This window comes from Streptomyces sp. B21-083 (assembly GCF_036898825.1).
GTDB lineage: Bacteria > Actinomycetota > Actinomycetes > Streptomycetales > Streptomycetaceae > Streptomyces.
This window is the reverse complement of record NZ_JARUND010000002.1, coordinates 4,135,791-4,159,166: the sequence shown is the minus strand read 5'-3', so window position 1 is coordinate 4,159,166 and position 23,376 is coordinate 4,135,791. Positions and strand designations below refer to the sequence as shown.

28 protein-coding genes are annotated in these 23,376 nt (G+C 66.2%); 19 read left to right on the top strand and 9 right to left on the bottom strand.

Annotated elements, in window-relative coordinates; genetic code table 11:
* Positions 1 to 183: 183 nt before the first annotated feature.
* Entirely contained in the window at positions 184 to 483 is a 300-nt protein-coding gene (locus QA861_RS42720) for a WXG100 family type VII secretion target (RefSeq protein WP_006380729.1), read from the top strand.
* A 129-nt stretch (positions 484 to 612) separates the two neighbouring features.
* On the opposite strand, the gene QA861_RS42715 is transcribed toward QA861_RS42720, so the two are convergent.
* Positions 613 to 1,293 (bottom strand): hypothetical protein, encoded by a 681-nt coding sequence (locus QA861_RS42715; RefSeq protein ID WP_334594313.1) that lies wholly within the window; start codon positions 1,291 to 1,293, stop codon positions 613 to 615.
* Positions 1,294 to 1,366: 73 nt separating this feature from the next.
* On the opposite strand from QA861_RS42715, the gene QA861_RS42710 reads away from it, so the two are divergent.
* From QA861_RS42710 to QA861_RS42660, 11 genes are all read left to right on the top strand, one after another.
* Positions 1,367 to 1,678 (top strand): DUF6317 family protein, encoded by a 312-nt coding sequence (locus QA861_RS42710; RefSeq protein WP_006380709.1) that lies wholly within the window; start codon positions 1,367 to 1,369, stop codon positions 1,676 to 1,678.
* Positions 1,675 to 2,943, top strand: a complete 1,269-nt coding sequence (locus tag QA861_RS42705) for a putative T7SS-secreted protein (RefSeq protein ID WP_334594312.1) — start codon at positions 1,675 to 1,677, stop codon at positions 2,941 to 2,943. Before QA861_RS42710 ends, QA861_RS42705 begins: the two co-directional genes overlap by 4 nt.
* A gap of 28 nt (positions 2,944 to 2,971) precedes the next feature.
* Entirely contained in the window at positions 2,972 to 3,634 is a 663-nt protein-coding gene (locus QA861_RS42700) for a hypothetical protein (protein ID WP_334594311.1), read from the top strand.
* Entirely contained in the window at positions 3,621 to 4,292 is a 672-nt protein-coding gene (locus QA861_RS42695) for a hypothetical protein (protein WP_334594310.1), read from the top strand. The genes QA861_RS42700 and QA861_RS42695 overlap by 14 nt, the downstream gene beginning before the upstream one ends.
* Before the next feature lie 56 nt (positions 4,293 to 4,348).
* On the top strand, positions 4,349 to 4,996 hold the full coding sequence (locus QA861_RS42690) for a hypothetical protein (RefSeq protein ID WP_334594309.1): 648 nt from the start codon (positions 4,349 to 4,351) through the stop codon (positions 4,994 to 4,996).
* A gap of 157 nt (positions 4,997 to 5,153) precedes the next feature.
* The gene (locus QA861_RS42685; protein WP_334594308.1) at positions 5,154 to 5,477 is read left to right on the top strand and encodes a hypothetical protein; all 324 of its coding nucleotides are present in this window, start codon (positions 5,154 to 5,156) and stop codon (positions 5,475 to 5,477) included.
* 26 nt (positions 5,478 to 5,503) lie between these two features.
* Positions 5,504 to 7,003 carry a putative T7SS-secreted protein gene (locus QA861_RS42680; protein WP_334594307.1) on the top strand — a complete coding sequence of 500 codons (1,500 nt, stop codon included), beginning with the start codon at positions 5,504 to 5,506 and terminating at the stop codon, positions 7,001 to 7,003.
* Between the two features lie 52 nt (positions 7,004 to 7,055).
* Positions 7,056 to 8,396: a hypothetical protein gene (locus tag QA861_RS42675; RefSeq protein WP_334594306.1), complete on the top strand. Its 1,341-nt coding sequence runs from the start codon at positions 7,056 to 7,058 to the stop codon at positions 8,394 to 8,396.
* A complete protein-coding gene (locus QA861_RS42670; RefSeq protein ID WP_334594305.1) occupies positions 8,393 to 9,031 on the top strand; it encodes a hypothetical protein in 639 nt (212 codons plus the stop codon). The genes QA861_RS42675 and QA861_RS42670 overlap by 4 nt, the downstream gene beginning before the upstream one ends.
* Entirely contained in the window at positions 9,028 to 9,621 is a 594-nt protein-coding gene (locus tag QA861_RS42665; RefSeq protein WP_334594304.1) for a hypothetical protein, read from the top strand. Before QA861_RS42670 ends, QA861_RS42665 begins: the two co-directional genes overlap by 4 nt.
* A 254-nt stretch (positions 9,622 to 9,875) precedes the next feature.
* Positions 9,876 to 10,412 carry a hypothetical protein gene (locus QA861_RS42660; RefSeq protein WP_334594302.1) on the top strand — a complete coding sequence of 179 codons (537 nt, stop codon included), beginning with the start codon at positions 9,876 to 9,878 and terminating at the stop codon, positions 10,410 to 10,412.
* 35 nt (positions 10,413 to 10,447) lie between these two features.
* On the opposite strand, the gene QA861_RS42655 is transcribed toward QA861_RS42660, so the two are convergent.
* A complete protein-coding gene (locus QA861_RS42655; RefSeq protein ID WP_334594301.1) occupies positions 10,448 to 10,891 on the bottom strand; it encodes an ATP-binding protein in 444 nt (147 codons plus the stop codon).
* Between the two features lie 241 nt (positions 10,892 to 11,132).
* On the opposite strand from QA861_RS42655, the gene QA861_RS42650 reads away from it, so the two are divergent.
* Both QA861_RS42650 and QA861_RS42645 read left to right on the top strand, forming a co-directional pair.
* Positions 11,133 to 11,984: a helix-turn-helix domain-containing protein gene (locus tag QA861_RS42650; protein ID WP_334594299.1), complete on the top strand. Its 852-nt coding sequence runs from the start codon at positions 11,133 to 11,135 to the stop codon at positions 11,982 to 11,984.
* Positions 11,985 to 11,992: 8 nt separating this feature from the next.
* A complete protein-coding gene (locus QA861_RS42645) occupies positions 11,993 to 12,196 on the top strand; it encodes a DUF397 domain-containing protein (protein ID WP_334594298.1) in 204 nt (67 codons plus the stop codon).
* Positions 12,197 to 12,283: 87 nt separating this feature from the next.
* Here the strand turns inward: QA861_RS42645 and QA861_RS42640 are convergent, their stop codons facing one another.
* The 7 genes from QA861_RS42640 to QA861_RS42610 all read right to left on the bottom strand — a co-directional run bounded on the left by QA861_RS42640 (position 12,284) and on the right by QA861_RS42610 (position 17,515).
* Positions 12,284 to 12,898 (bottom strand): hypothetical protein, encoded by a 615-nt coding sequence (locus QA861_RS42640; protein ID WP_334594297.1) that lies wholly within the window; start codon positions 12,896 to 12,898, stop codon positions 12,284 to 12,286.
* Positions 12,895 to 13,554 carry a hypothetical protein gene (locus QA861_RS42635; RefSeq protein WP_334594296.1) on the bottom strand — a complete coding sequence of 220 codons (660 nt, stop codon included), beginning with the start codon at positions 13,552 to 13,554 and terminating at the stop codon, positions 12,895 to 12,897. Before QA861_RS42635 ends, QA861_RS42640 begins: the two co-directional genes overlap by 4 nt.
* The gene (locus QA861_RS42630) at positions 13,544 to 13,963 is read right to left on the bottom strand and encodes a hypothetical protein (protein WP_334594295.1); all 420 of its coding nucleotides are present in this window, start codon (positions 13,961 to 13,963) and stop codon (positions 13,544 to 13,546) included. The genes QA861_RS42635 and QA861_RS42630 overlap by 11 nt, the downstream gene beginning before the upstream one ends.
* A gap of 13 nt (positions 13,964 to 13,976) precedes the next feature.
* Positions 13,977 to 15,326 (bottom strand): putative T7SS-secreted protein, encoded by a 1,350-nt coding sequence (locus QA861_RS42625; protein ID WP_334594293.1) that lies wholly within the window; start codon positions 15,324 to 15,326, stop codon positions 13,977 to 13,979.
* 50 nt (positions 15,327 to 15,376) lie between these two features.
* Positions 15,377 to 15,664, bottom strand: a complete 288-nt coding sequence (locus tag QA861_RS42620) for a hypothetical protein (protein ID WP_334594291.1) — start codon at positions 15,662 to 15,664, stop codon at positions 15,377 to 15,379.
* A 103-nt stretch (positions 15,665 to 15,767) separates the two neighbouring features.
* Positions 15,768 to 16,853, bottom strand: coding sequence for a hypothetical protein (locus tag QA861_RS42615; protein WP_334594289.1), 1,086 nt, complete (start codon positions 16,851 to 16,853; stop codon positions 15,768 to 15,770).
* Positions 16,844 to 17,515 carry a hypothetical protein gene (locus QA861_RS42610; protein ID WP_334594288.1) on the bottom strand — a complete coding sequence of 224 codons (672 nt, stop codon included), beginning with the start codon at positions 17,513 to 17,515 and terminating at the stop codon, positions 16,844 to 16,846. The genes QA861_RS42615 and QA861_RS42610 overlap by 10 nt, the downstream gene beginning before the upstream one ends.
* An 879-nt stretch (positions 17,516 to 18,394) precedes the next feature.
* On the opposite strand from QA861_RS42610, the gene QA861_RS42605 reads away from it, so the two are divergent.
* The 5 genes from QA861_RS42605 to QA861_RS42585 all read left to right on the top strand — a co-directional run bounded on the left by QA861_RS42605 (position 18,395) and on the right by QA861_RS42585 (position 23,339).
* Positions 18,395 to 19,120 (top strand): hypothetical protein, encoded by a 726-nt coding sequence (locus tag QA861_RS42605; RefSeq protein WP_334594286.1) that lies wholly within the window; start codon positions 18,395 to 18,397, stop codon positions 19,118 to 19,120.
* 16 nt (positions 19,121 to 19,136) lie between these two features.
* Positions 19,137 to 20,069, top strand: a complete 933-nt coding sequence (locus QA861_RS42600) for a hypothetical protein (RefSeq protein ID WP_334594285.1) — start codon at positions 19,137 to 19,139, stop codon at positions 20,067 to 20,069.
* Positions 20,066 to 21,376, top strand: a complete 1,311-nt coding sequence (locus tag QA861_RS42595) for a TadA family conjugal transfer-associated ATPase (protein ID WP_044473360.1) — start codon at positions 20,066 to 20,068, stop codon at positions 21,374 to 21,376. The genes QA861_RS42600 and QA861_RS42595 overlap by 4 nt, the downstream gene beginning before the upstream one ends.
* Positions 21,377 to 21,447: 71 nt before the next feature.
* Entirely contained in the window at positions 21,448 to 22,419 is a 972-nt protein-coding gene (locus tag QA861_RS42590; protein ID WP_334595029.1) for a type II secretion system F family protein, read from the top strand.
* Positions 22,416 to 23,339: a type II secretion system F family protein gene (locus QA861_RS42585; protein ID WP_334594284.1), complete on the top strand. Its 924-nt coding sequence runs from the start codon at positions 22,416 to 22,418 to the stop codon at positions 23,337 to 23,339. Before QA861_RS42590 ends, QA861_RS42585 begins: the two co-directional genes overlap by 4 nt.
* The last annotated feature ends 37 nt before the right edge of the window (positions 23,340 to 23,376 follow it).

The following is a 23,376-nucleotide window of genomic DNA, read 5'->3' as shown; positions in this document are numbered from 1 at the left end:
ACAGCGCTCTTCCCTATGGTGAATTGGTGACGGAACGGTGTTGAACACTTCTGTGCACGGTTCTGTTCCAGAACCGAGATGTCTCCACTCGCGCCACACCCGTAAGCTGCTGCCTCAGCCGTCTGATCGGAACAGGGAAGCCACGGGGGTTGGCCCTGCGGCACTTTGACGAGGGAGCGCTTCATGGCCAAGGACCTTGATGTCACATATCAGGACATGCGGGATGCTGCCAAGCATGTCGTGAAGGAGAAGGAAAAGCTCCAGGAGAAGCTGGACGGCCTGCGCAAGTACATCGCGAACCTGGTCGAGTCCGGCTACGTCACGAAGAGCTCGTCGAAGGCGTTCGACGAGAACTTCGAGGAGTTCACGCGAGGCGCGAAGGACACGCTGGACGGTCTCGACGGCATGGGTGACTACCTGACCATGGCCGCGGACAAGTTCGAGCAGATCGACGAGGAACTGGCGAAGTCGGCGAAGAAGTAGCCGAGAGGCGCAGCTCAGCGACGGAGCAGGGCCCGCGAGGCGCCGGCCTGGTGCGTCAGTGGAATCGAACGCTGAACGCACCGGGCGGGCGCCGCCCGGTCGCTGTCCTGCCCCCGCTCGCTCTCAGTCTCAGTTGTCGGGGAGCGGCTGCCGGAGGACGTACATGTGGAGCTCGCTGCGGAGTTCCTCCGTGTCGACTCGCAACCAGGATCCGTCACGGAATCGGATCAGCAGCACCCTCGTCTCGAACTCCCCGGAGAACGGGTCGACGAGGGTCGCTTCGGTGGCGGGGATGCGGGCGACGATCTGCATGTGCTTCTCCCGCCCCACGCTGACGCGCTTCGGCGGAGCCGCCAGCGCGATCCCGTCCTCGGTCGCGAGCAGCATCCGCTGGTGGTGGGTGGAGTGGCCGTACCAACTCAGCAGGAACTGACCGGCGTTGCCGTGCCAGTTCCCGTCGAAGACCTGGTCGAGGCCCTGTTCGGCGATGGTGGCGTCCCGGCGCCGGTCGTCGTCCTTCCTGGCCTGCCACCGCTCCTTCTCCTCCTTCGTACCGAGGGAGCGCTTGACGGCTTCCTCCGCGTCGGACAGAAGGCTGAGCAGCGTGATGATCGGAATGAACGGCGCCCCGAGCACCGCGCCGACCATGCCCAATGGGGGCAGCCTGGCGGGGCGGAGGCGGGGGTTGCCCGCGGCCTGGAGTACGTCAGCCGGGGGCTGCGGGATCTTGTCGATCCAGCACCATTCGGCGGCTTCGGCATGGATGCCGAGGCGGTCCGTTATCAGGCGCTGCTTGCCTCTGGATGTCACGTCGGGACTCTCCTTGCCGATGCGGGGGAAATCGGTCCGGCGAGAGCGTATCAACTACTGGGAGTTAGCACTCATGGGGGACCATATCAAGGCGGATCTTGCCGCCATCAAAAAGTGTTCACGCGACCTGGGCAAGATCCATGACGAGTTCGAGCGGAACGGTAATCCCGCCGACGAGTATGGCCAGGCCGTGGGACATGGCGGGCTGAAAGACGCCTTCTCGGAATTCGGGGACACCTGGAAGAAGACCCGGAAGAAACTGATGAAGGAACTTGAACAGCTGGCCGAGTTCACCTCCACCGCCGCGAAGGCGTACGAGGAGGTCGACCACAAACTGGCAGAGGCCATCCGGGACGCCAAGGCGCAGAGCAAGGGGAAGAAGTGAGCAGGACCGACTCCGACTGGCCGCCGCTGTGGCATGACGACCCGACGCCGGGCGACCCCGAGGAAGTGGCCGAACTGGGGCGCAAGTTGCGCAAGATGGCCGACATGATCGAGGAACAGTCCCGGGTCATCAAGGCACTTGCCTCGGTGGAGGGCTGGGACAGTGAGGCCGGAAAGGGCTTCCACGAGATAGCCGGCGACACCTCGGACAAGTTGAAGAAGTCCTTCGAGCGCTACGACGAGGCCGCCAAGGCCGTCGGCGAAGACGTACGCGAGGGCAGCTCGGACCAGTTCGCCAGCGAAATGCGCCGTGCGCAGCGTAAGGCGGACAAGGCGCTGAGTGATTATCTCGACGCGAAGACCGATCACGATCTCGCGGAACGCGAGGTGCAGAAGTACAACGACAAGTACCCGACGCACAACATTCCCGCGGCGGAGAAGGACGACTGCGAACGCTGGGAAAAGAAGCGCGACGACGCTCTTCTACGCATCGGGGGCGCCCGGAAAGCGGTGAAAGACGCCCGGGAGATCTATGACGACGCGGGCGACAAGGCCGCTCGCCATATCAAGAACGTCGTGCACCACGACGCGGTCCGGGACCCTGGCGGTTTCATGAACTTCCTCGCGGACTGGGCGGACATGCTGTCGAACATCTCGGCCGTACTGTCCGTACTCGCGGTGATCTGCGCCTTTGTCCCGCCGCTCCAGTTCCTGGTGCCCATCTTCGCGACCCTGGCCGTGCTTGCCAGTGCCGCCGCGCTCGCCGGCCACGCGTACGACATGACGGTGCGCGGAGGGAAGGTCGACTGGCTGAAACTGGGCGCCGACGCGCTGGGTGTGCTGCCTGGGCTCGGCGCGCTGAAGGGGTTCAAGGCCCTCAAGGGCGTCAAGGGACTGGCGAAGTTCCGGTTCAGCGGCCTGGCCGCGCTCGACGGGGTCGGGCACAACTTCCTGAACGGGGTCAGCGTCAAGCTGGTCAACAAGGTTCTGGGCAGGACGGCCCGCAACGCGGTGATCGAGGGCAGGAAGATCACCGGCGTGATCAAGGGGGCGGGTCTCGGGAGCGCCCTGCACCGGATGTTCAGCGGCAAGAACGGTGAGAGGACCGGCTACCAGGAGCCGTCCGGCAGCACGGGGCCCACCCCGACGCCCACCCCCACACCGTCACACAAGCCCACCCCGACCACCGTCCCCAGGCCGTCACCGTCGCCGGGGCCCGCCCCGACCGTCTCGTCGCAGTCGTTCAACGCGGCTCTGGCCGCGTAGTGAGGAAGGACGGGTATCCGTGGGCGACATGAGCGGTATTGGCGATATGGGCGGCAACAGTGCTTTCGGGGAACGGGAGTTCATCGGACGCCGGGGCGGTGACGTCGTCACCTTGGTCGGAGGCTCGGTGCTCTCCACCGTCCCCGAGGCGAAACAGGCAGCGGAGAAAGCTGGCCGGGAGCTCCGGTTCGACTTCATGGACGACCGGGCGGTGCTCGACCTGCTGCACCGACGGCACGACGACGAAGAGGACATGTTCAAGGCGGGCCTCGTCCACGGAGTGCCCCTGGCGCTCGTGGGCTCGGGGGCCACGGTCTACTGGGGCGGAGTGGCGCAGTACTGGGAGACCGGCACCGCCCGCACGGTCTATCTCGCGATCACGGCGGCCGTCGTAGGAACGCAGCTTCTCCTCTTCATACGCAGCGCGCTGTCGGTCTGGGGCGATCCCGTCCGGCAGAACCTACGGGCCCGCGCGCGCGGATACCGGGAGATCGCGCACATCGCCCGCCGTGGAGGAGCCGACGTACCGGCGCACTACCCGCACTACGGCCCGTATCCCTTCGCGGCGAACTTCCGTCCAGAGGTGGCGGCCCGCGAGGACTCGGAAGACACGGAAGGCCCGGAAGACCCGGAAGGCATGGAAAGCCCTCAAGGAAGACCTGGAAGTGGAGGTTCGAATGACCACCACTGACACCGTCGACGAAGCCCAGCGTAGCCTTGTGGGAAGTGGCGGTGTGGAGGTCCGGTGGATCATGCCCGAGGGTTTCTTCGAGCTGCCCTTCGAGGCGGACGACCTGGATGAACTCGCGGACCAACTGGTCGACTTGGCCAAGCAGACACTGCCCGGCGCCGACGAGGAAGTGCAGTTGCAGTGGGCCGCGATGTGCGCCGCGAACTACGACGACTTCATCGAGGCGGGCGTTCAGTACGCCGGTTTCGTCACGACGGAGGTCGACGGCGTCCGCTGTACGGCCACGGTGAACGTCAGCCTCATGGACCTGGACGAGCGGGCCGGCACCAGTCCGGCAGGCTTCATAGCGTCCACGATGCGGCACCTGGACCTCGGCCAGATCGGCGAAGTGCAACTGCCCTGCGGCCCCGCGGTGACATGCGTCGGCAACCGGTCGGCCGCCGTCGACGGCAGCCTGACGGAGTCGGGCCAGGACGAGCCGATCTGGACCTCTTTCATACAGGTCCAGATTCCCCTGAACAACGGGACCGTGCTGGTGCTGGAGATGGGAACGCCGACGATCGAAGGCTGGGACGTCTTCTCCGCCATGTTCGCCGGCATCGTGAAGAGCGTGCGGTTCTTCGACGAGGCGGGAGCGCCACGGGTGATGCCGGGGTGAAGGAGAGGCGGAGGGCCGATGCCGAGCCGACGGTGAGCGGACCGACGAACGGGCCGGTGAGCAGGCCGACGAACAGACCGGTCAGCAGCCCCTCGGGGGACTCGCCGGTGGGCAACTGCTCCGGTGACTCACCGGGGGCCATTCCGGCCAGTGACTCGCCGGTGGGCGTCCCTCGGGATTACCGGTTGCTGGTTCCGCGGGAGTGGTTCCGCATCGACCTCACACAGGACCGCTGGCGTGCCCAGCTCAAGACCTTCGTGGACCACCAGGCGGAGGGCCGGCACGTCTCCGCCGAGCTCACGCGGAACGTATGGACCACCCTGCGCAACACCGCGGAAGCGGGCCGGTCGCGTGGCGCCCTGGAGTTCTTCCTCCTGGCGACCTTCCAGGACGGCAGCCTGCCCGTCTCGCTCCTGGTGTCGTCGATGCCGCTGGGGAAGACGCCGGCTGATCCGTGGAAGTACGCGGCATGGCTCGAAATGCACCGCCCCGAGGCCAGCGCACGGGACCAGATATCGGTGATCGACCTCCCGGCGGGCCCTGCCGTACGGGTCCTCGACGCCACGACACTGAACGTCCATGTCTGTATGCCGGGAGGCGCGGGCTACCTGACGCTGTCCTTCTCGGCGCCGGTCATGGGGATGATCGGTCCGATGGAGAGGCTGTGCGATGCGATCGCGGGGTCTTTGGGGTGGGTGACGTGAGGGGGCTTTCTGACCGAGCCCTCTGCCGAAACCTTCTGCTGAAACCTTTTGGCGTGAGGAAAAGGCGCACCGTCACGGTTCCGTTGTCGGCCAGGCCTGGAAACCAGCAGTCCCAACCGTAGGATCGGTGCTCGGGTAGACGGTTGATAGGGGGAACATGTCGGACCAGACTGCCGACGTCACGCGCATCAAAGAGAGCGCGCGCTCGCTCTCCAAGATCCACCGGGAGTTCTCCGAGAACGCGAACCCGGCCGACGGTCTCGGTGTCGATGTGCTTGGTGACCGGAGTCTGGTCGAGACCTTCGATGACTTCGGGGACAACTGGAAGATCCATCGAGAACGGCTCACGGACGAGATCGAGAAGCTTTCGAAGATCCTTTCTGCGGCGGCCCAGGCTTATGAGGACATCGATCACCAGCTCGCCGAGGCACTCCGGGGCACGGATAAACAGGGCGATAACGGCAAAGGGGGTGCGAAGTGACGCGTCCTCGAGCTGACGAGTGGGCGGTGATCGGAGAATCCTCCGACCCGATCCCCGGAGATCCGGAGGAAGTCGCCCGGCTCGGCCGCGATTTCCGTAAGACCGCGGAATCCATCAAGAAGCAGGCGGACGAGATCAAGGCACTCTCCTCCGTCGACGCCTGGAAGAGCAAGACGGCCGACGAGTTCCGTACGCAGGCCGAAGGGGCCGAGGGGAAGCTGCGGAAGGCTTTCAAGCGATACGAAGCGGCGGCGGACGCCCTCGGTGAAAAGGTGCTCGAAGGCGGCTCCTCGAAGGAGTACGCCTCGGAGCTGCATCGCGCACAGACCCTGGCCGACAAGGCGCTCCGCGACGCCCAGGACGCGAACGCGGATCAGAAGACGAGCACCGGCGCGATCGACGGGCTACCCAAAGACACGGCGGACGACGATCCCAACCGCAAGAAGCTCGAGAAGCGCCAGGAGGCAGCGACTTCGGCGATAGAGAGGGCGAAGAGGGACCTCGAAGCGGCCAAGGACGTCCGTGATGTCGCCGTCAAGCGTGCGCGTGAGGCCATTCGGACCGCGATCGACAACGACGGCCTGAAGGACGGCAGGTGGGACAAGTTCAAGGACTGGGTCCACGACAATGCCGGCTGGATCAAGCAATTGGTCGATATTCTGGGCTGGGTCGCCACTATTTGCGGAACTCTGTCGCTGTTGGTCGGATGGATTCCCATCGTGGGCCAGGTACTAGCAGCGGTTCTCGGCACGATTGCGCTGATCGCCACCGCCATCTCTCTCGTGGGCCACATTGTGCTGGCCCTGGCGGGGGAGGGGAGTTGGTTCGATGTCGCGCTGGACGTCGTGGGTCTGGCCACATTCGGTATCGGCCGGGGCGCCATCGCTGGGGCGCGAGGAGCTGCGGCGGGAGCGAAGGGTGTCGCGCGCTCGGCCGCGTTCCGGAACGCCATGGCGCGGGTGACCGCAAAGCGGGGTACTTCCGCGTACAACAAGGCAGTTCAAGCAGCGTGGAAGGAAGCGAACCGGCTGAGCGGCGGCGCCTTGCGCGGCAAGTCGGGTGCGGAAGCGATCGCCAGCGCCCCCAAGGGTTGGTTCCCCGGTGCGGGGCGCTTGGTCGAGGCGTTCAGTCCCAAGGCCATCGGCAAGGAAATGGTCGACAGCTTCAAGGATCTCAAGGCGTTCAAGGATGCTGGAGATCTCTTCAAAGGAAATACCTGGTCCGAGGCGTGGGAGAACGGAATGCGTCCCAGGGTCGGCGATGCGGGACTTGATTCCCTGAGCAAGGGAATCGACGATATCGGCGATTCCGTACGATCGGGAGGTGCGGTCTCGGATCTGTCCGACACCCTTAAGACGCAGACGCGAATCTGGGCGGGTGCGACCGGTATAGCCTCGCTCACGGATGCCATGGACAAGGGTCCGATCACGGGCGCGGTCGGTGACCTCATCGGCGTCGACGGACTGGGTGACGGTATTTGGTCGGCGACCGGGATCAAGGATGCGTGGACGACGAGTGATGGCTGAGCAGTCGAAGAGTGCTACGACACCGCGCGAGCCTGCCCTGCGGCCGAGGAGCATGCGTGGTCCCGGCGTCGACGTCGTACGCAACGCACGCGTCTACGCCGATGGGAACGGTGCCGACGGGAACGGTCTGGTCGTCGGGAACAGTCTGGTCGTACGGAATCGGCACCGGCGGGAACGGCGGTATCCCGTTGGGGACGGGGAAATCCGGCAAGCTGTCTTCTTCCCGCCGGCCGACGCCAGAGGAACCGCCACGAAACGTCTTACGGCGCGGTGGGGCGTTGTGGTCTTCCAGGACGCGGCGGGGCACTACGTGCTCCAGGTCCCCCTCGCACAGTGGCTTCCCGAAGGGCCTGTCATGGGGACGGCGGACCTGAGTCCACAGGACTGCCTCAGCCGCACCGGACTGAATCAGCTGTGCGACCATCTCGGCATCCCCCTGTCGGAGAGCCCGAAGCCGTGGGGCCGAGAAGTGATCGAGAGCCCGGGGGGTGGCGACCACGACTCGGCGAGCGAAGCCGATGTGCCGGTCTGGAACGGCTGGGTGCGAGGTATCGGAATGGTCGGCTGGCTCATCGCCCTGGTCCTCTCCGTCGCGGTGGAAAGCATCGGCAGTCGGGGCCTCGTCGTCGCGGCGGCCGCACTTTTCCTCTTGCCCGCCAGTGACGTGGTCGTACGTGTTCTCGCCTGGTGGCGCGAACGCGGAGACACGAGGCTCGCCGACGCCGTCGTCATCACCCCTACTCCTGAACCGGGCACCGGCGCCACTCGCCGGTTCCTGGATACCGCGGCCGTACGGGTGCTGCCCGGCGACGTGGTACTGACCAACACCGTGGGTGAGGAACGTTGGTACGCGCGGCGTGGGGCTCATGGCATCGCGCGGCTGGTGCGGCTGACGGATCCGAAGACGGGCGTCCACCTGGGTGTCGAGCTGCGGGACGGTGACGGACAAGCGCGTGTGCTGTTGCCGTGGCAGTGGTGGTTCGCGGGTCCGGACGGTGACCGACGCTGGGCCGAGCTTGTGGCGGCTCTCGAACTCCCAGTGTCCGATGAGAAGTTCAAGCATGCCTCAAAAGCCGGGGGCACGGACGGCCCGGACCTTTGGTATCGAGCACATGAACTCGCGAGCGATGCGAGGAAGATGTCTCCGATGGCAGGCAAGGCTGCGCGCAGGGCGACCAGTTGGAGCGAATCGGTGGTCGGAGGCAGCGAGGTGATCGTGCTCCCCATCTTCAGCGCGCTCCTCCTGGCTGGGCTTCTCTCTGACAGGGCGCCTGCTCAAATTGCGGGAGCCTTCTCTGCTCTGACCATCGCCGCCGTGCTGGGCCCGGCTATCGCCAACCAGCTCACCAGCCGCCTCACCCAGGACCGTCCTCATGTCTCGGAGACGTCATGACCTTGACGCCCCAGAGTGATCCCATGCCGCCTGCGGACTATCAACTGCTGCTGCCAGAGGGCTGGTTCCGAGTTCATATCGACCCGGAACGACGTGAGCGGTCTGTGGATGCCCTTGTGGAGAGGCAGTTCAAGGGGATCGACAACGCGCCCCAGATCAAGGCGCAGGTCAGACAGGAAATGATCGGCCAGGCGACCAAAGCCTTCGACGAAGGCGGCATCGAGCTCTATCTCAGCCTTCAGCAGGCAGGCCCGTTCACCGTCCCGGCTTCGCTGCTGATCGCATTGGGCCTTCCTCCTCAGGGAGGGCGCCTTCCGGCCCTCGACGAGATCGCCGGTGGACTGGCTGCCGAAGGGAATGACAGCCGGGAGGTGTCGGTCGTCGAGCTCGCGGCAGGGCCGGCGCTTCGGGTCCGCGAGGAATTCAACCCGGCTCGCGACCGCCCGCCGGTAGGGGCGGAAAAGGAAGCGGAGTACGCGCTGCCTTCCGTAACCCTGGACTACCAGGTGCAGGTACCGAGGGCCGAAGCGATCCTGCTCCTCACCTTCTCCACTCCGCTCGTTCAGATCGCCGATGCCATGGTCGACCTCTTCGACGCGGTCGCCGGATCTCTGAGTTGGACGGAGGCGGCATGAGTGAGCTTCGGGAATGCGGCATCGTCTGCCCGACGGACTGGGTGCCGCTCGCAATCGAGCCGACCGACAACGTCAAGCGCTGGGCCAGGAGCACGGCTGCCGACCTTCGGGAGCGGAGCCGAGCGGCGGGCTACGACATCGACGCGAAGGTGTTGGAGAAGGATCTCCGCGCTCAAGCTGAGGACAGCCGACGACGCGACCCCTTCTACGCCTTCGCCCTCTACCCAGACGGCTTCGACAGCGCGTTGGCCACCCTGGAGATCGACCTCATCCATCCCGACGCATCCGTAACCCGGATCACTCTGGACTGGCTCGCCGAGACCTTCAGCGCCCACGACTTCGGCCCGCCACTGATCACACGTACCAAAGTGCCCATCGGGCCCGCCGTACGCATCCGCCAGAACTTCGCCACGGCCGGCGCCTCACCCGACGGCCCGGGCATCCTGCTGGAGACACTCATGTACGGGGTACTGCCGACCGGCGCCGAGAGCGCGCTGGTCTTCCTCATGTCCTGGACGGTGCCGGGAATCGCCGAGGAGATGGAGGAGGCCGCGGCAGACATCGTGAAGACGCTGTCCGTGGCGTTCTGAGCCCCAGCCTTTTGCCGCCGGGCTGGGATAGCGCTGGTGGTGTGGGTGTTGGACGGCGCGACGAGCTGACGCGGACCGTCGATGAGTGCGGTCTGAGCGGGGAGGGGGAGAACATGGCAGCGAACGTGTCCCGGGCCGACGTACAGCCAGGGCCCGCGAATGAGGTTCCTGGGCGCCGGACCGCGATGATCCGCTGGTCACTCTGTGCCCTCGGGTGCGCCGGCGGTTCCGCAGGACTGGGCTGGCTAGTCCCCGTGACACCGCTCCCGAGCCCTTACGGCGGCGCGGCTCTGCTGCTTGCGTGGATCGTGCTGCCCTTGGCGAGCCTGCTGGTACCCGTGCTGTGGCCGCGCAGGATTCCGCTCAGGCAGCGAAAGGTCGCGTGGCAGTTCATCGTGCCCGTTGTCGCGGGGGTGGCCCTGGGCGTACTCGGCAAACAGGCCGGCGATCAGGCCGGTCTGGCGGATCGTGGCCGGTGGACCGAGGCCGTGGTGGTGCACAAGGAAGAGGGCAAGACCGACAAGTGCATGCTGCGGGCGTCCGGCGGACGTGCGATCTGGCCTTCACTTTCGGAGGAGGACGGCTGCCGGGAGTCGGTGTCGGAGGGGGACATCCTCCGGGTCCGGTACGACCCCGAAGGCGTCGCCCGCCCGGTTGACGCCGTGGACACCGCCTCGTACGGCGAACTGCTCGCGTATCTCCTGGCGGCGGTCGTGACGTTGGGCACGTGGGGCGGCGTACGGCAGAGCCGGTGGGACCGGGAGTACGAGGTCACGGGCGAGCGGGGCTGACGCGGTCTCGGGTGAGGGACGGCGCGATAAATGGGTTAGGCCGCGCCGAGGTCGCACCAGACGTACTTGCCCCTGATGCCGCTTCTGCTCAACGGCTGCCAGCCCCAGAGGTCGGCACAGGAACGGACCAGGGCCAGGCCGCGTCCATCCTCCAGGTGCGTGAGCTGCGTCAACGCCGCTGCCGAGGGCGGCGGTTCGGGCGGCTCAGGGTCGGCGTCCCACACCCCGACGCGCAGGACGCCGGCCCGCCAGTTCAGGCGCAGGGCCACGGGTCCCTTCGTATGCCGCACGCCGTTGGACACCAGCTCGGTCGCCATGAGTTCGGCGACGTCGGTGAGACGGATCAGGCCGTGCATCGTGAGGACCAGCCGGACGGTACGGCGGCAGACGGTCACTGCACGTAGATCGTGCGGGATGTACAGCATGTATTCCCAGGGGGCGTCGGATTCGCCAGGGCCGCCGGGCTCGATTTCAGGCATGCGTGAACTCCGTTTGTGATGTGCGAGGTTGAGGCAGGGATCAGCGCGGTGGGTGTCGGGCGGTGGCAGTGCCACAGCCGTCGTGGCAAGACGGAGTGGTGCGCTTCCGGGGTCCCGGGTTCGCAGTGCGTGCGTCGCGTCACCGACAGTAGAGACCAAAATTGGTCTCACGCAACTCGTTGTCGTAATCTGCCCTCGAACGAGGCCGCAACCCAAGGCCGTTGAAACGAGGAGAGACCCCATGGCGAGGAGGCGGCAACCCACCGCGCGTCAGATGCGTCTCGGCGCTGAGCTGCAGAAACTGCGCGAGGCAGCAGGGCTCAAGGGGCGCGAGGCCGCGGCGGCCCTAGGGACGGACTCGGCGCGGTTGAGTCAGATCGAGTCCGGGGTCGTGGGCATGAGCGAGGACACGGTTCGCCGCCTTGTCGCCAACTACGTCTGCGTGGACGAAAAGTTGACCGAGGCACTGGTGGTGATGGCGACCGACCGGACGCGCGGTTGGTGGGAGAAATACCAGGGCTTGCTGCCAGTCTCGTTCCTGGACATCGCCGAGCTGGAACACCACGCCACCTACCGGTTCGACATCGAGTTCCTGCACGTTCCCGGCCTCTTTCAGACAGAGGACTACGCTCGCGGCGTCTTCTCGTACCGGGTCCCCGAACTCCCGGACAGCGACCTTGCGTTGCGTGTCAACCACCGCATGGAACGCAAGGCGATCATCACGGGACCCACCCTGATGCCGTACGAAGCAGTGATCCATGAGGCTGCTCTGCGCATCAGGGTCAGCGATCGCGCCGCCTCGCGAGCCCAGCTCACCAGCATCCTGGAGTACTCCGAAGCGGAAAACGTCAGCGTGCGCGTCATCCCCTTCGACCTGGACGACTTCGGAGGAGCCTGGAGCACCATGACGTACGCGGGTGGCGCGGTACCCAAGTTGGACACGGCGCTTCGTGACACAGCCCATGGCACGGCCTTCATCGATTCCGAAGCCCAACTCGGCGCGTTTCGAACGCTCTTCCGTAAGGTGAAGGCTGCATCACTCGAACCCACACGTTCGCGTGACTTCATCCACAGGCTGGCGAAGGAACTGTGAGGCACGTCGTGACCACCCCAGACAACTGGCAGAAGTCGTCTTACTCCGGCGGCGCCGACGGCAACAACTGCATTGAGATAACCCCCCGGCTCACCCAAGTGGCCATACGCGACTCAAAAGCCCCGGCCGACGCCACACTCGCCTTCCGCTTCAGCGCTTTCGCAGCGTTCGTCGAGGTACTCAAGGCCGATGCGTCATGCGCGGACGCCTGACCGCGACCCACTGACGTCAGTTCTCTCCGCCGCTCTGCAGGCCAGCGGAGACAGAACTGGGGGCGTTCGCTTTCGCGGTGTCTCGGCTCAGGGAATCCAGATCGCCAGGGAGTGCGCGAGGTTCTCCAGATCCTCCGAGGCGCCGATGAGGCGCGGGATGTCCTCGATCGCTGTCCACATCACGACGTCAGCCCCGTGTTCCTCGACCTGCCACGCGTAACGCACGCAGGCGAGCAGATGCGGTGAGTCTTCCTGGGGGACATACCGGAAGGTCGTCAGGCCTTCTCCGAGCCGCTCGGCCTTGAAGTTCTTGACGACCGGCGGCTCGACAGCCTCCGGGTCGTCCGCCAGGGTCAGCGCCCGAAGGGTCTCCTCACGGGGGCGCTGCGCCGGCCCGATGGCCACGCAGACGGGGATGGGAAGGTCGGTGGGGTGGTCGAGGTGCAGGAAGAGCCAGTGCTGCGAGCCGGGTGGGCAGAAGGCTTCGGCGGCGCGAGTGAGGGTAGCTCCTACGAAGTCCACGCCGTTGGGGCCGGGATCGAGCCCGCGGTCAACCCACAGGTCCTCGGCCGCTTCGTGGCACCACGCCTGGATGTCGTCCCATTCTTCCAAGGGGGCCAGGGGCCCACCGCGCGGCGGAAGAATGACCCACGGATAGGCATCGACGTGCTCGATGTCGATGATGGGCCAGAACTCGCTCATCCCTGCCTCCAGCGGAGGTTCGCCATCACTGCGTCGAACCATTCGACGAGAGCCTCGGACAGCTCGTCGCGCGGATCCCCACCTCCGATGGTGGAGAAGGCGGCCACGAACCAGCGGTCCGGGTCGCCCGGTACGGACACGATGTATTCCACCCGTCGCGAGGCCAGTTCCGTGCTCCGGTCCGGGTTGGCCGCAGCAACGTACTCGTGGCGCACTGCGAGGGCACCGTCGATCTCCCCAGAGCTGAGGTCAGCTCCTTCTGCCCCGTCACGCGACAGCAACTGCACGGCTGCATCGGTTGGTTCACCAGTGCCCTCGGCGCCGGAGCGTCGTGGGAGCAGGCTTTCCGAGACGAGGATAGAAGCGCCCAGACTGAAGCTTAAGTCGCTGCCACCCATGGGCTTCACCGGCAGGTAGAGGTCAAGGCCCTTGGTCTGCTGGGCCTGTGTGACGGCTCGCCGGAACCTTCGAGCCAGTTCCCGCTTGTACGGGCTGACTTTGTCAGGTGGCGCATTCTTGGGGATCCGGGTGTAGGCGTCCTCCAGGATGCGGTGTACCGCTTCCTCGGTACCGTGGCGCAGGGGGACCTGCGCCCACTGGTCAGGGAGGAGGAGACGGTAGCCGGTGACCGGTGTGGTGGTTTGGTCAGTGGTCATGGGCGGCCTCCTTGCTGTTCAGGTAACGGATACCCGCGAAGGCTCCGACGCTTGCGGCGACTGAGATCCAGAGGATCCACACGCCCTGAAAAACGGCGAAGGCCAGCCCGTAGAGGAAGTAGAAACTCAGCGGAATCCGGAGGAAGTTACGCTCACTCGAGAGCCAGGCCCAGTCCTGTGGGCGCCGGGCCAAGAAGACCAGGATTCCTGGAGTGAGCGAGAACAGAGCCCACTCCCAGGTCGGCATCGAAATCAGTTCCTTGTCGAAGAAGTCCTTGGTCATCGGTCCGGCAAACAAACGCAACAACGCCAAGATAAAGACCACTTTGACGGCTGCCATGCCGTACAGAAGGCTCAGTGGTCGGAGGTTGGCCTGCTCGGCTTCCCCGTCGCGGGGGATGTCGGTCATCAGTAAGCTTCCTTCACCATTGCGAGCCTACGGGTACGGTCATTCCGCCCTTCATCCTGCCGTACTCGCCATCACTGACGGCGTCCCCGGTCTTGTCGGCCACGTCAAGCACGGTGGAAACACCCCACGAGCCCTGGATGGCATCCTTGTGGCGCGCGGCCTGCCGAGCGTTGTCGGCGAGGATGCTGCTGTTCGGATACTCGTCCCGCAGCTTGGTGATGTCCTTCATCTGGCGACCGAGTGCCTTGTCGCCCAATGCATTGGCCGTTTCCTGCGCGCTGACCTGCGGCATCTCGGCGTCACGCACCTCATCGGAGGCTCGTTTGCCAACTGCGCGGTTCTCGCCTTCCATGCGCAGACGGCGAGCACGGGCCTTGTCGCGGGTCTTGCTCGACGTCCCGCCGCGCCGTCGCCCGGCGCGGGCCGCAGTGTCCCTGGCCCCCGCATTGCCCCGCGCTGCCTGCGCCGCAGCCTTGTCCTTGGCCAGTCCGGCCGCGGTCTTCCGGGAACTCGCTTGGAGGGCCTTGACGGCCTTGGCCGCCCTGATTCCGTTCCGTGCCATTTTGAGCGCGCCGATGTCCATGATGACGTCGAACCACGAGCCGTTTCCGGTGAGTGCTTGCGAGAGGTGGATCAGAGTCACGGCGATGGTCAGTGCGAGCGCGAGCGGGCCGAGGAAAGGGAAGAACATGGCGGCGATACCCACGATGGTCGCGGCCCAGCTCAGATACTCGGCCCAGTCGCCGAGCCATTCGGCGTCAGCCACCCACCCCTTGACATCGTTCCACCAGCTGTCCTTCATGTCGTCATCAATGGACGAGCGAATCTTTCCCGCGAAATGACCGGCCCGCTCCTCATAGTCACCGGCTGCCGCGTTGACCCGTTTCCGCGCGTCTTCCAGATCCTCCTTGGCGCGCTTGAGTTCGGGATTGTCTTCCGGGGAGCTGTGGGCCTCCCCGGTTTCTCCGTCCTTCTTCTCTTCCGAGCCCGCCTTTTCGTCCGCCTTCGCCGCGTGGCGGTCGATGATGCGCTGAGCGTCCTGGGCGTCGCCGAGTGCCTTGTCGGCCTTCCGCTGGAACTCCTCCAGTTCGTCCGCCCAGTTGGACAGGTGTCCCTTCACCTCGCGATAGCGGTCCTCAGCCTGGTCGAGCTTGCGGCCCAGGCCGCGGGCGTCCTCACCCAGTTTCTCGGCATACTGGCCCTTGAGGTTGTCGGCGTCGGCCATCGCAGTGAGCGCCGCGGCCTGCGTCCGCAGGAACTCGGCGATCTTCTTCATGTGCGTGACCTGGCCACGGACGCCCTCGGGATCCCCCGGTACGGGATCACTTTCCCGCAGTGGATGCCAGTCCTTCGGTCTTGCCATTTCTCCCCCAGAAGACAGCGTTCAGCCGGCGGTTACGGGACGTACGGCCCCTACTTCTTCTTTTTCCCAGCCTTGGCCAGCTCGTCGTCGAGGTTCTTGAACGTTTCCAGTGTCCCCTCGACCATTTTCCCGACGGATTCCAGCGATTCCAGCAGGCGCTTGCGGTTGTCGTCCCAGTTGTCGATGAAGTCGGTCATGGCCTCTTTGAGTTCGGAGGCTCCAACGACAGACTTGATCTCGTCCTTCCAGTCGTCGAGGTTCTTGAACTCGCGCTGAATGGCGTTGAGTTGTTTCGCCGACGTGCTGAGCAGGTCGAAGTCGACGATCAGGTCCGACATTGACATTCCCCCGATTATTCGTTTGAGGTGCGAAGGGCGGAGACGAAGGCGAAACGCGAATTTTCCGGACGGCGCGGGGACCGGGGTTATGACAGTTCCGCACTCACCTGTTGACGGCCTGGATCTCCTGGACGGTGATCGCCTGTTCGCTGCCGAACGAGCCGTTGGGCAGGTCGCCGCCCGCGCCGCCGGTGCCGGTCCAGGCGATGTCCCAGGTGATGGTCGCCCTCAGGTTGTACGTCCCGTCGCCCGAGGAGCGAAGGTACTTGAGTCCGCACGGCGGTGTCTGGCCGGCCCTGCCCTGGGCGTAGGGCTCGCCGATGGAGCCGTCGGCGTTGATGACGCACTCGCCGGAGGCCGGATAGGTCTCGGCGTCCGCGGTGCCCGGCTCCAGCTTGAGGGACACAGGCTTGGCGGTGGTCGTGGCCTGGATGTTCAAGCCCGGGGCGTTGACGGCCGCCGTTGCCTGGACCTCGTCGAAGACGGCCTTGTTCAGCCACGCCCAGGTCGGCAGGTTCACCTTGGTGTTGGCTGCGGGGGCCAGGGTGACCTTGGTGTCCGGAAGCTGCATGTGCTGGTAGGCGAGGCCGGCGAGAATCTCCGGGCTGATGGCCTGTTCGTACCGGGGTGGCGGGGCCTCGCCGTTGTCGACCCAGAACGGGAGGTCGCTGCACGAGTTCCGCTTGAGGACGTCCGGCTCGTTGGGGTTCTCGACGCCGGCCCAGAACATTCCCTCGCCGTCCTTGTCGACGTTGTAGTCCTTGTAGCCGGGGGTGTCGATCCAGCCGAACTCGTCCTCGTAGTGGCTCTGCGTCTGGCCCAGCGCCGAGCCGGCGGTACCGCCCATGCCGGGTGTGTTCAGTTGGTCCTCGATGCTCTTGGACATCTTCGCCTTGAAGTCCTTGGCACCGAGATAGGGGGCGTACCAGCAGGCCGGGGGCGTCCAGTTGACGTCGGCCGACGTTACGTTGCCGGTGCTGCCGCCCTTGGCGACGGAGCCGGAGTACTGGATCTGGGCGGCCGCGTAGATGCCGGTGCTGTCGCCGCCGCCCTGTTGCTCGGTGTCCGCTCCCTGGCCGGAACCCACAGGCTTTCCCGCGTAAGCCGGGACCGTGAAGAGAAGGATACTGAGGGTCAGAGTCAGAGCGGCGGTGCCGAGGACTGTGCGCCGCGAGCTGTTCACTGGCACTTCGCCGCCTCGGTCTCGACGAAGACCTTGGATGCCTGCCACAAGCCTGTATTTGTAGGGAACTTGACCATGATGATCTTGTAGTAGTCGAAGTCCTTGATGCTGCTCTCGGTCTTCAGGACCTTCCCGGTCTTGATTTCCTTGCCGTAGAACTTGCCAGCGTCCGCGCAGAACGCTACCTCCACGGAGTTGCCGTTCGCGGCGGACCGGGTGGTGGCCTCGTAGTGGCGCAGCGTGCCGGTCGCGGTCCAGCCGCCCTTGATCCATTCGTTGATCTGTACCTGCGCGTAGTGGAGTCCGTCGCCCGTGGCGTAGGCAGATACGGCTGCGTCCCTGGTCGTGCGCTTGTCGACGCCCCGGTAAATCGAGCGGAAGAAGTTCGCGGCGTCGTCCATCGCCGCCGCTTCGTTCTTGTCCGTCGGCTTGGTCCAGTCGAAGACCAGGTTCATGTCCTTGGGCAGCGACACGTCCACGCCGTCCGATCCGCCCTCCGCCGCTGTCGCCGACGGCTCCGCCGACTTCGACGGTGTTGCCGTGGTCTGTTCCGCGCCGGCGATTTTATTGTTGTCGCTGGAGTTGTCGTCTCCGCTGCCGCAGGCCGTCAACAGCAGGGCTGCGGCAGCGGAGAGCGCGGCAGCAACGGGCAAAGAGCGGCGCTTCAAGGTGGGCTCCCCGTGAGATGTCGATACAGCTGAGAGCCCTGACGGTATCTGGGGGGCTTGTGGTGCTGCCAGGCCGGACTGCTGTCGCGGCGGGGGTGTTTGTGAATCTATGGGCACAAATTCGATACGTCCTGTGTCCTGGTCGTGTCCATCCGGAGATGCACTCGGCCCCGGACGGTGAGGCAATGCCCGGAGCCGTGCTGTTTCGGCCGCCTTCGCGGCAGCTATCGGGCTATAGAGGAACGGCGTCCGCGCGCCCAGCCCCGAGATCACTCGTCCGTACAACTCCAGGTTGGTCGCCGGGTCCACGAACGAGTGAAGGCGCAGGGTCAGGACACAGGCGACTGTGTCGGAAGAGCGGTCGGGAGGTTAGGGGTGGCGTGAGATGAGCCTGGACGAAGTCCTGGAACCCTTCGAGGGAGCGCTGCGAGAGGGCACGCGCTGCTGAGGCATATCCCTCGTACGACGGAACCGGTCCGTCCCCCTCGCGTGAGCGAATCGTGCAGGCCTGATGGGAGATCCGTGGCGACGGGTCGGGCGGTGGCCCGGGTTGTCTGACCTGTAGATGTCGGGTGGGCAACGGATTCGCGCGTGCACAGCAGGTGCTCCATGCGCATCCCCGTGTCCAACCAGCAACCGTACGACCATGGTTGCGCGTGAATAACGTTGTGCCCCTCGCTGTTCACGATTCAGAACGCGCCTTGAGGGGCTTATGTGCGGCTGATACGGTGCCATGGCTTGACACTCACTCCAGCGCTGGCTAGTTGGCCAGGTCGGGCGGTACGTCCGGCAAGGGTGTATCGCGTACTTCGCGAGTGAAGTGTCCCATTTGGCACGTAAATTGGCAGAATTTTTCGTGGGTGTACGGGGAGCTGTTGCGTGAAGATCCAAGAGCGTACGGGTGCGGGTGGCGGCCGTTCCTCGGTGCCCGCTCCGCCGATGTCCGGCGAGCGGCTCCCGGCGCCGCCTCGCGAACGCAAACCGGCTCTTGCCGCCCTCGCGGTGCTTCTGATTCTTCTCGGGGCGCTGGGCGCGACGACGCTGGTGTTGCGGGCTGGTGACCGGATCGAGGTCGTCAAGGTGACCAAGCCGATTCCGGCTGGGGGGCACGTCAGCAAGGCCAACACGGCCTCCGTCCTTGTCGCAGCCGACGACAGCATCGACTACATCCCGTGGGAGCAGCTTTCCGGCCTGATGAAGCTGAAGGCCGTCAGCCCGATCCCTGGGGGAGTCGTCCCTGTAGGCCAGATGTTCACCGGCGAGACCGGCCTCGGCGCCGGGCAGGCCACCGTCGGGCTCTCCCTCAAGGAGGGTCAGTACCCGAACAACCTCAAGCAGGGGGACCTCGTCGCCGCCTACCGCGTCGGCAACACCACAGGCACCGGCTCCAGCACTGGTTCCAGCGACTCCTCCTCGTCCAGCGCCAGCACCAGCCTGATCGTGGACAAAGCGAAGGTCAGTTTCCTGCAGGAGACCACGGACAGTGACGTGATAAGCAGCACCAACCTGCCCGTCACCCTCACCGTCGACAGCACCAAGGCTGCCGAACTGGCTCAGGCCGCTGCAGCCGGCCAAGTGGCTCTCGTGCTCATCCCCAGCAGCTGAAGGCGGCCCCAGAACCATGGCGCTCATCGTTCTTGCCGCCGACAAGGGTTCACCCGGCGTGACCACCGCGGCCGTCGCACTCGCGGCGGTCTGGCCTCGGCGGGCTCTGCTTGCCGAGACCGACCCGGCCGGCGGTGACCTCGTCTACCGGAGTGCCGCCGCGCACGGCGGGATGCTCAACCCCAACACCGGCATGCTGTCCATTGCCGCGACCGCTCGGCGCGGGCTCGTTCCCGATCAACTCTGGGATCACGTCCAGCCGTTGAGCGGCGGGCTCGAAGTGCTCGTCGGGCTCGGTATCGCCGAGCAGGCCGCCGCGCTCGCCGGGCTCTGGCCCACCCTCGGCAGCGCCTTCGCGCAGCTCGCCGACTCCCCGAACGCGCCCGCCGACGTCATCGCCGACTGCGGACGCATCAGCGGGGACACCTCTGTCGTCGAGCTGTTTCCGCATGCCGCGCTCGTGCTGCTCGTCTCCCGGACTGAACCGGAAGCCATCGCGCGCGTGCGCGACCGCGCCGCCGCCCTCTCCACCAAGTTGCACGGTGGTCCGCGCGGCGCCGCCAGTCTCGCGAACCCCCTCATCGGGGTCATCCTCATCGCCGATCCGAACAACTCGGGCAAGTTGGTCAACCAGGTCAACGACATGCTCGTACACGCGCAGACGGGTGCCCGGGTGGTGGGCACCCTCGCCGAAGACCCGGCCGGGGCCGAGCAGTTGGCCGGGCGTAAGCGCGGGCGGCTCGACAAGTCGATGCTCATCCGGTCGGCCCGCAAGGTGACTTCGGATCTGTATCAGCAGTACGGCGCCGCATGGTCCGTACCCAGCCAGGTCCAGGGTCACCAGATCCCGATGCCCGGCCAGGCCGGTCAGCAGCCCGGTCCCGGTCACGCCGGTGGTCAGTCCGGTTACGCCGGCGGTCAGCCCGGTCATGCCGGAGCCGGCCGATGACCGCTGTCGACCACTCGTTGGTCAAGCGGTTCCGGCAGGACGCCGGTGACCGGATCGCCGAGCAACGTCGACTCGACCAGGCCTCCAACGTCACGCCGATGTCCGGCGAGGACGAGCGGCAGTACGCGCGGGCCGTCATAGCCCAGATCCTCGAGGACTACGCCCGCACCGAGATCAACGCCGGGCGTACGCCGCTGGATGCCGAGACCGAGGAGCAGTACGCGGCTGCCGTGCACGCCGCGCTCTTCGGGGTCGGCAGGCTGCAGCCGCTGCTCGACAACGTCGACGTCGAGAACATCGACATCAACGGGTACGACCAGGTCTTCGTCGGGTATTCCGATGGGCGCGAGGTCGCCGGTGACCCCGTCGCCGAGAGCGATGAAGAACTTATTGAGCTCATTCAGGTGCTCGGCGCCTACTCCGGGCTCTCCTCCCGGCCCTTCGACTCCGCCAATCCGCAGCTCGACCTGCGACTGCCGGACGGGTCGCGTCTGTCGGCCGTCATGGATGTGACCCGGCGCCCGGCGCTCTCCATCCGTCGCGCGCGCATGGGCAAGGTCTTCATCTCCGACCTCGTCGGGAACGGCACCGTCACTCCGGAAGTCGCGCACTTCATGGCCTGTGCGGTGCGCGCCCGGAAGAACATCATGATCGCGGGCGCCACCAACGCCGGTAAGACGACGCTGCTTCGGGCCCTCGCCAACGAGATCCCGCCGCACGAGCGACTCATCACCGTCGAGCGTGCGATGGAGCTGGGCCTCGACCAGTTTCCCGAACTCCACCCCAACGTCGTGGCGTTCGAGGAACGGTTGCCCAACTCCGAGGGCCTGGGCATGATTTCGATGGCCGAGCTGGTGCGACGGTCGCTGCGTATGAACCCCTCCCGCGTCATCGTCGGTGAGGTCCTCGGCGACGAGATCGTGACGATGCTCAACGCGATGTCACAGGGCAACGACGGCTCGCTCTCCACGATCCACGCCAACAGCTCGCACGAGGTCTTCAACCGTATTTCCACGTACGCGCTCCAGGCGGCGGAGCGGCTGCCCATCGAGGCCAGCCAGATGCTCGTCGCGGGCGCGGTGAACTTCGTCGTCTTCATCCAGCGGCGCAACAACTACCAGACGGGCGGGCGGCTCCAGCGCATGGTGACCTCGGTCCGCGAGGTCAACGGCGTGGACGGCCGTGTGCTGTCCAGCGAGATCTTCGCCGAGACCCCGGACGGCCGCATCGTGCCGCACGCGCCCATTTCCTGCCTCGACGATCTGGTCGCGCACGGGTACCGGTTGCCCGGCGGGAACTGGGGGTGACCATGACGACGTACAGCAATACGCATGCGTACGGGGACGTGTACTCGGTGGCGGCCGGCCCGCTCGGCTCCATGGGCGGACTGTTCTCCACCGAGGTCCTGTACTCGCTCGTGGCCGGCGTCACCGTCGGCGGTGGGCTCGCGCTGCTCCTGATCGCGATCCGTGGGCTGCCGGTCAAACCGGAGCACGAGAAGCAGAAGGCCAGCGAGCGGGCGAACGAACTCATCCGGTTCGCGGGGCAGCGCGGTTCGCTCGCCGCCCTCGTCGGACTCGCCGTGCTGGTGCTCACCCGGTGGGCGGTGGCCGGTATCGCGGCCGGTGTCCTCGTCTTCTTCTGGGACCGTCTCTTCGGCGGTGCGGCGGAGGAACGGGCCGGTATGCGGCGCGTCGAGGCCCTCGCCTCCTGGACGGAGTCGCTGCGTGACACGATCGCCGGCGCTGTCGGTCTGGAGCAGGCGATCCCGGCGTCGGCGCGCGCGGCGGCCCCGGTACTGCGTCCGCATCTGGACGCGATGGTCGACCGGCTCCGCTCCCGTACTCCTCTCCCCGAGGCGCTTCAGCAGCTCGCGGACGAGATCGACGACGCGTCCGCCGACATCATCGTCGCGGCGCTCATCCTCAACGCGCGGCTTCGCGGCCCGGGGCTGCGTCAAGTCCTGGGCGCACTCGCGAAGTCGGCGCGCGAGGAGGTCGACATGCGGCACCGGGTCATGGCACAGCGTTCGTCAACTCGCCGGTCTGTACAGATCGTTGTCGTGGTGTCGGTCGGCTTCGTCCTCGGACTCGCCATCTTCAACCGCGAGTTCGTGGAGCCGTACGGCACGCCGATCGGGCAGGTCGTACTCGCCGGTGTCTGCGGTCTGTTCGCGCTCGGCTTCTGGTGGTTGCGCAAGCTGTCGACCATCGAGACGCCTGAACGCTTCCTGGTACGGGACCAGTCGTCCGTGCAGTTCGTACGGCCGCCCCGGGCGCCCGCACAAGGAACGCAGGGACCGGCGCCGTACGGGGCCGCTCCTGGCACCGAAGAGGGGGTACGTCGATGAACGACCTGACCATGCCCGTGCTGGTCGGCGCCACTCTGGGCCTCGGCGTCTACGTGCTCGTACGGGCGTTGATGCCGTCGAAGCGGAGTGCGGTCTCGCAGGTCGCGCGCATCGACGCGATGCGGGCGAGGGGAGCGGCGTACGAGTCGGCCCATCGCACACAGGACGCCGGCCGGATCGGCTCGTTCCGTGCCCAAGTGGGCGTCCGGGTCTCGGACTTCTACTTCCAGCAGGGCTGGGAGCAGCGCTCGTTGCGGTCCGACCTGGCTGTCCTGGACCGGAGTTGGGAGAACTTCCTCGCGACGAAGGTGCTGCTGGGGGCGGCCGGTCTGTTCTTCGGCCCGTTCATGTTCGCCATCGTGCTGACGCTGGGCATCGGCAGGAGCCCGGCCATCCCGGTCTGGATGGCGCTGCTCTTCGCGGCGGTCTTCTTCTTCCTGCCCGACCTCGAGGTACGGCGGGACGCGGCCGAGAAGCGGCGCGACCTGCGGCGGGTGATCGGGGCGTATCTCGACCTGGTGTCGATGAGCCTGGCCGGCGGCCGGGGTCTGCCCGAGGCGCTGATGGCGGCGGCGGAGGTGTCGGACGGCTGGGCCACCCAGCGCATCCGCAACGCTCTCGCGGACGCGCGTATCACCGGCACCAGCCAGTGGCAGGCGCTCGGTTCGCTGGGCGAGGAACTCGGCATCGAGGAACTCAAGGACCTCTCCGCCTCCCTCGCTCTCGTCGCGGACGACGGCGCGAAGGTGCGCGAGTCGCTCGCCTCCCGCGCGGAGACCATGCGGCACCGCGAGCTGGCCGAGATCGAGGGCAGCGCGGGCGAGAAGTCGCAGTCGATGCTCGTGGCCCAACTGCTGCTGTGCGCCGGGTTCCTGGTGTTCCTGATCTATCCGGCGGCGATGCGCGTGTTCCAGGTCTGAGTTCGGCGTCCCGCGCCGACAACTACTTTCTCCAACT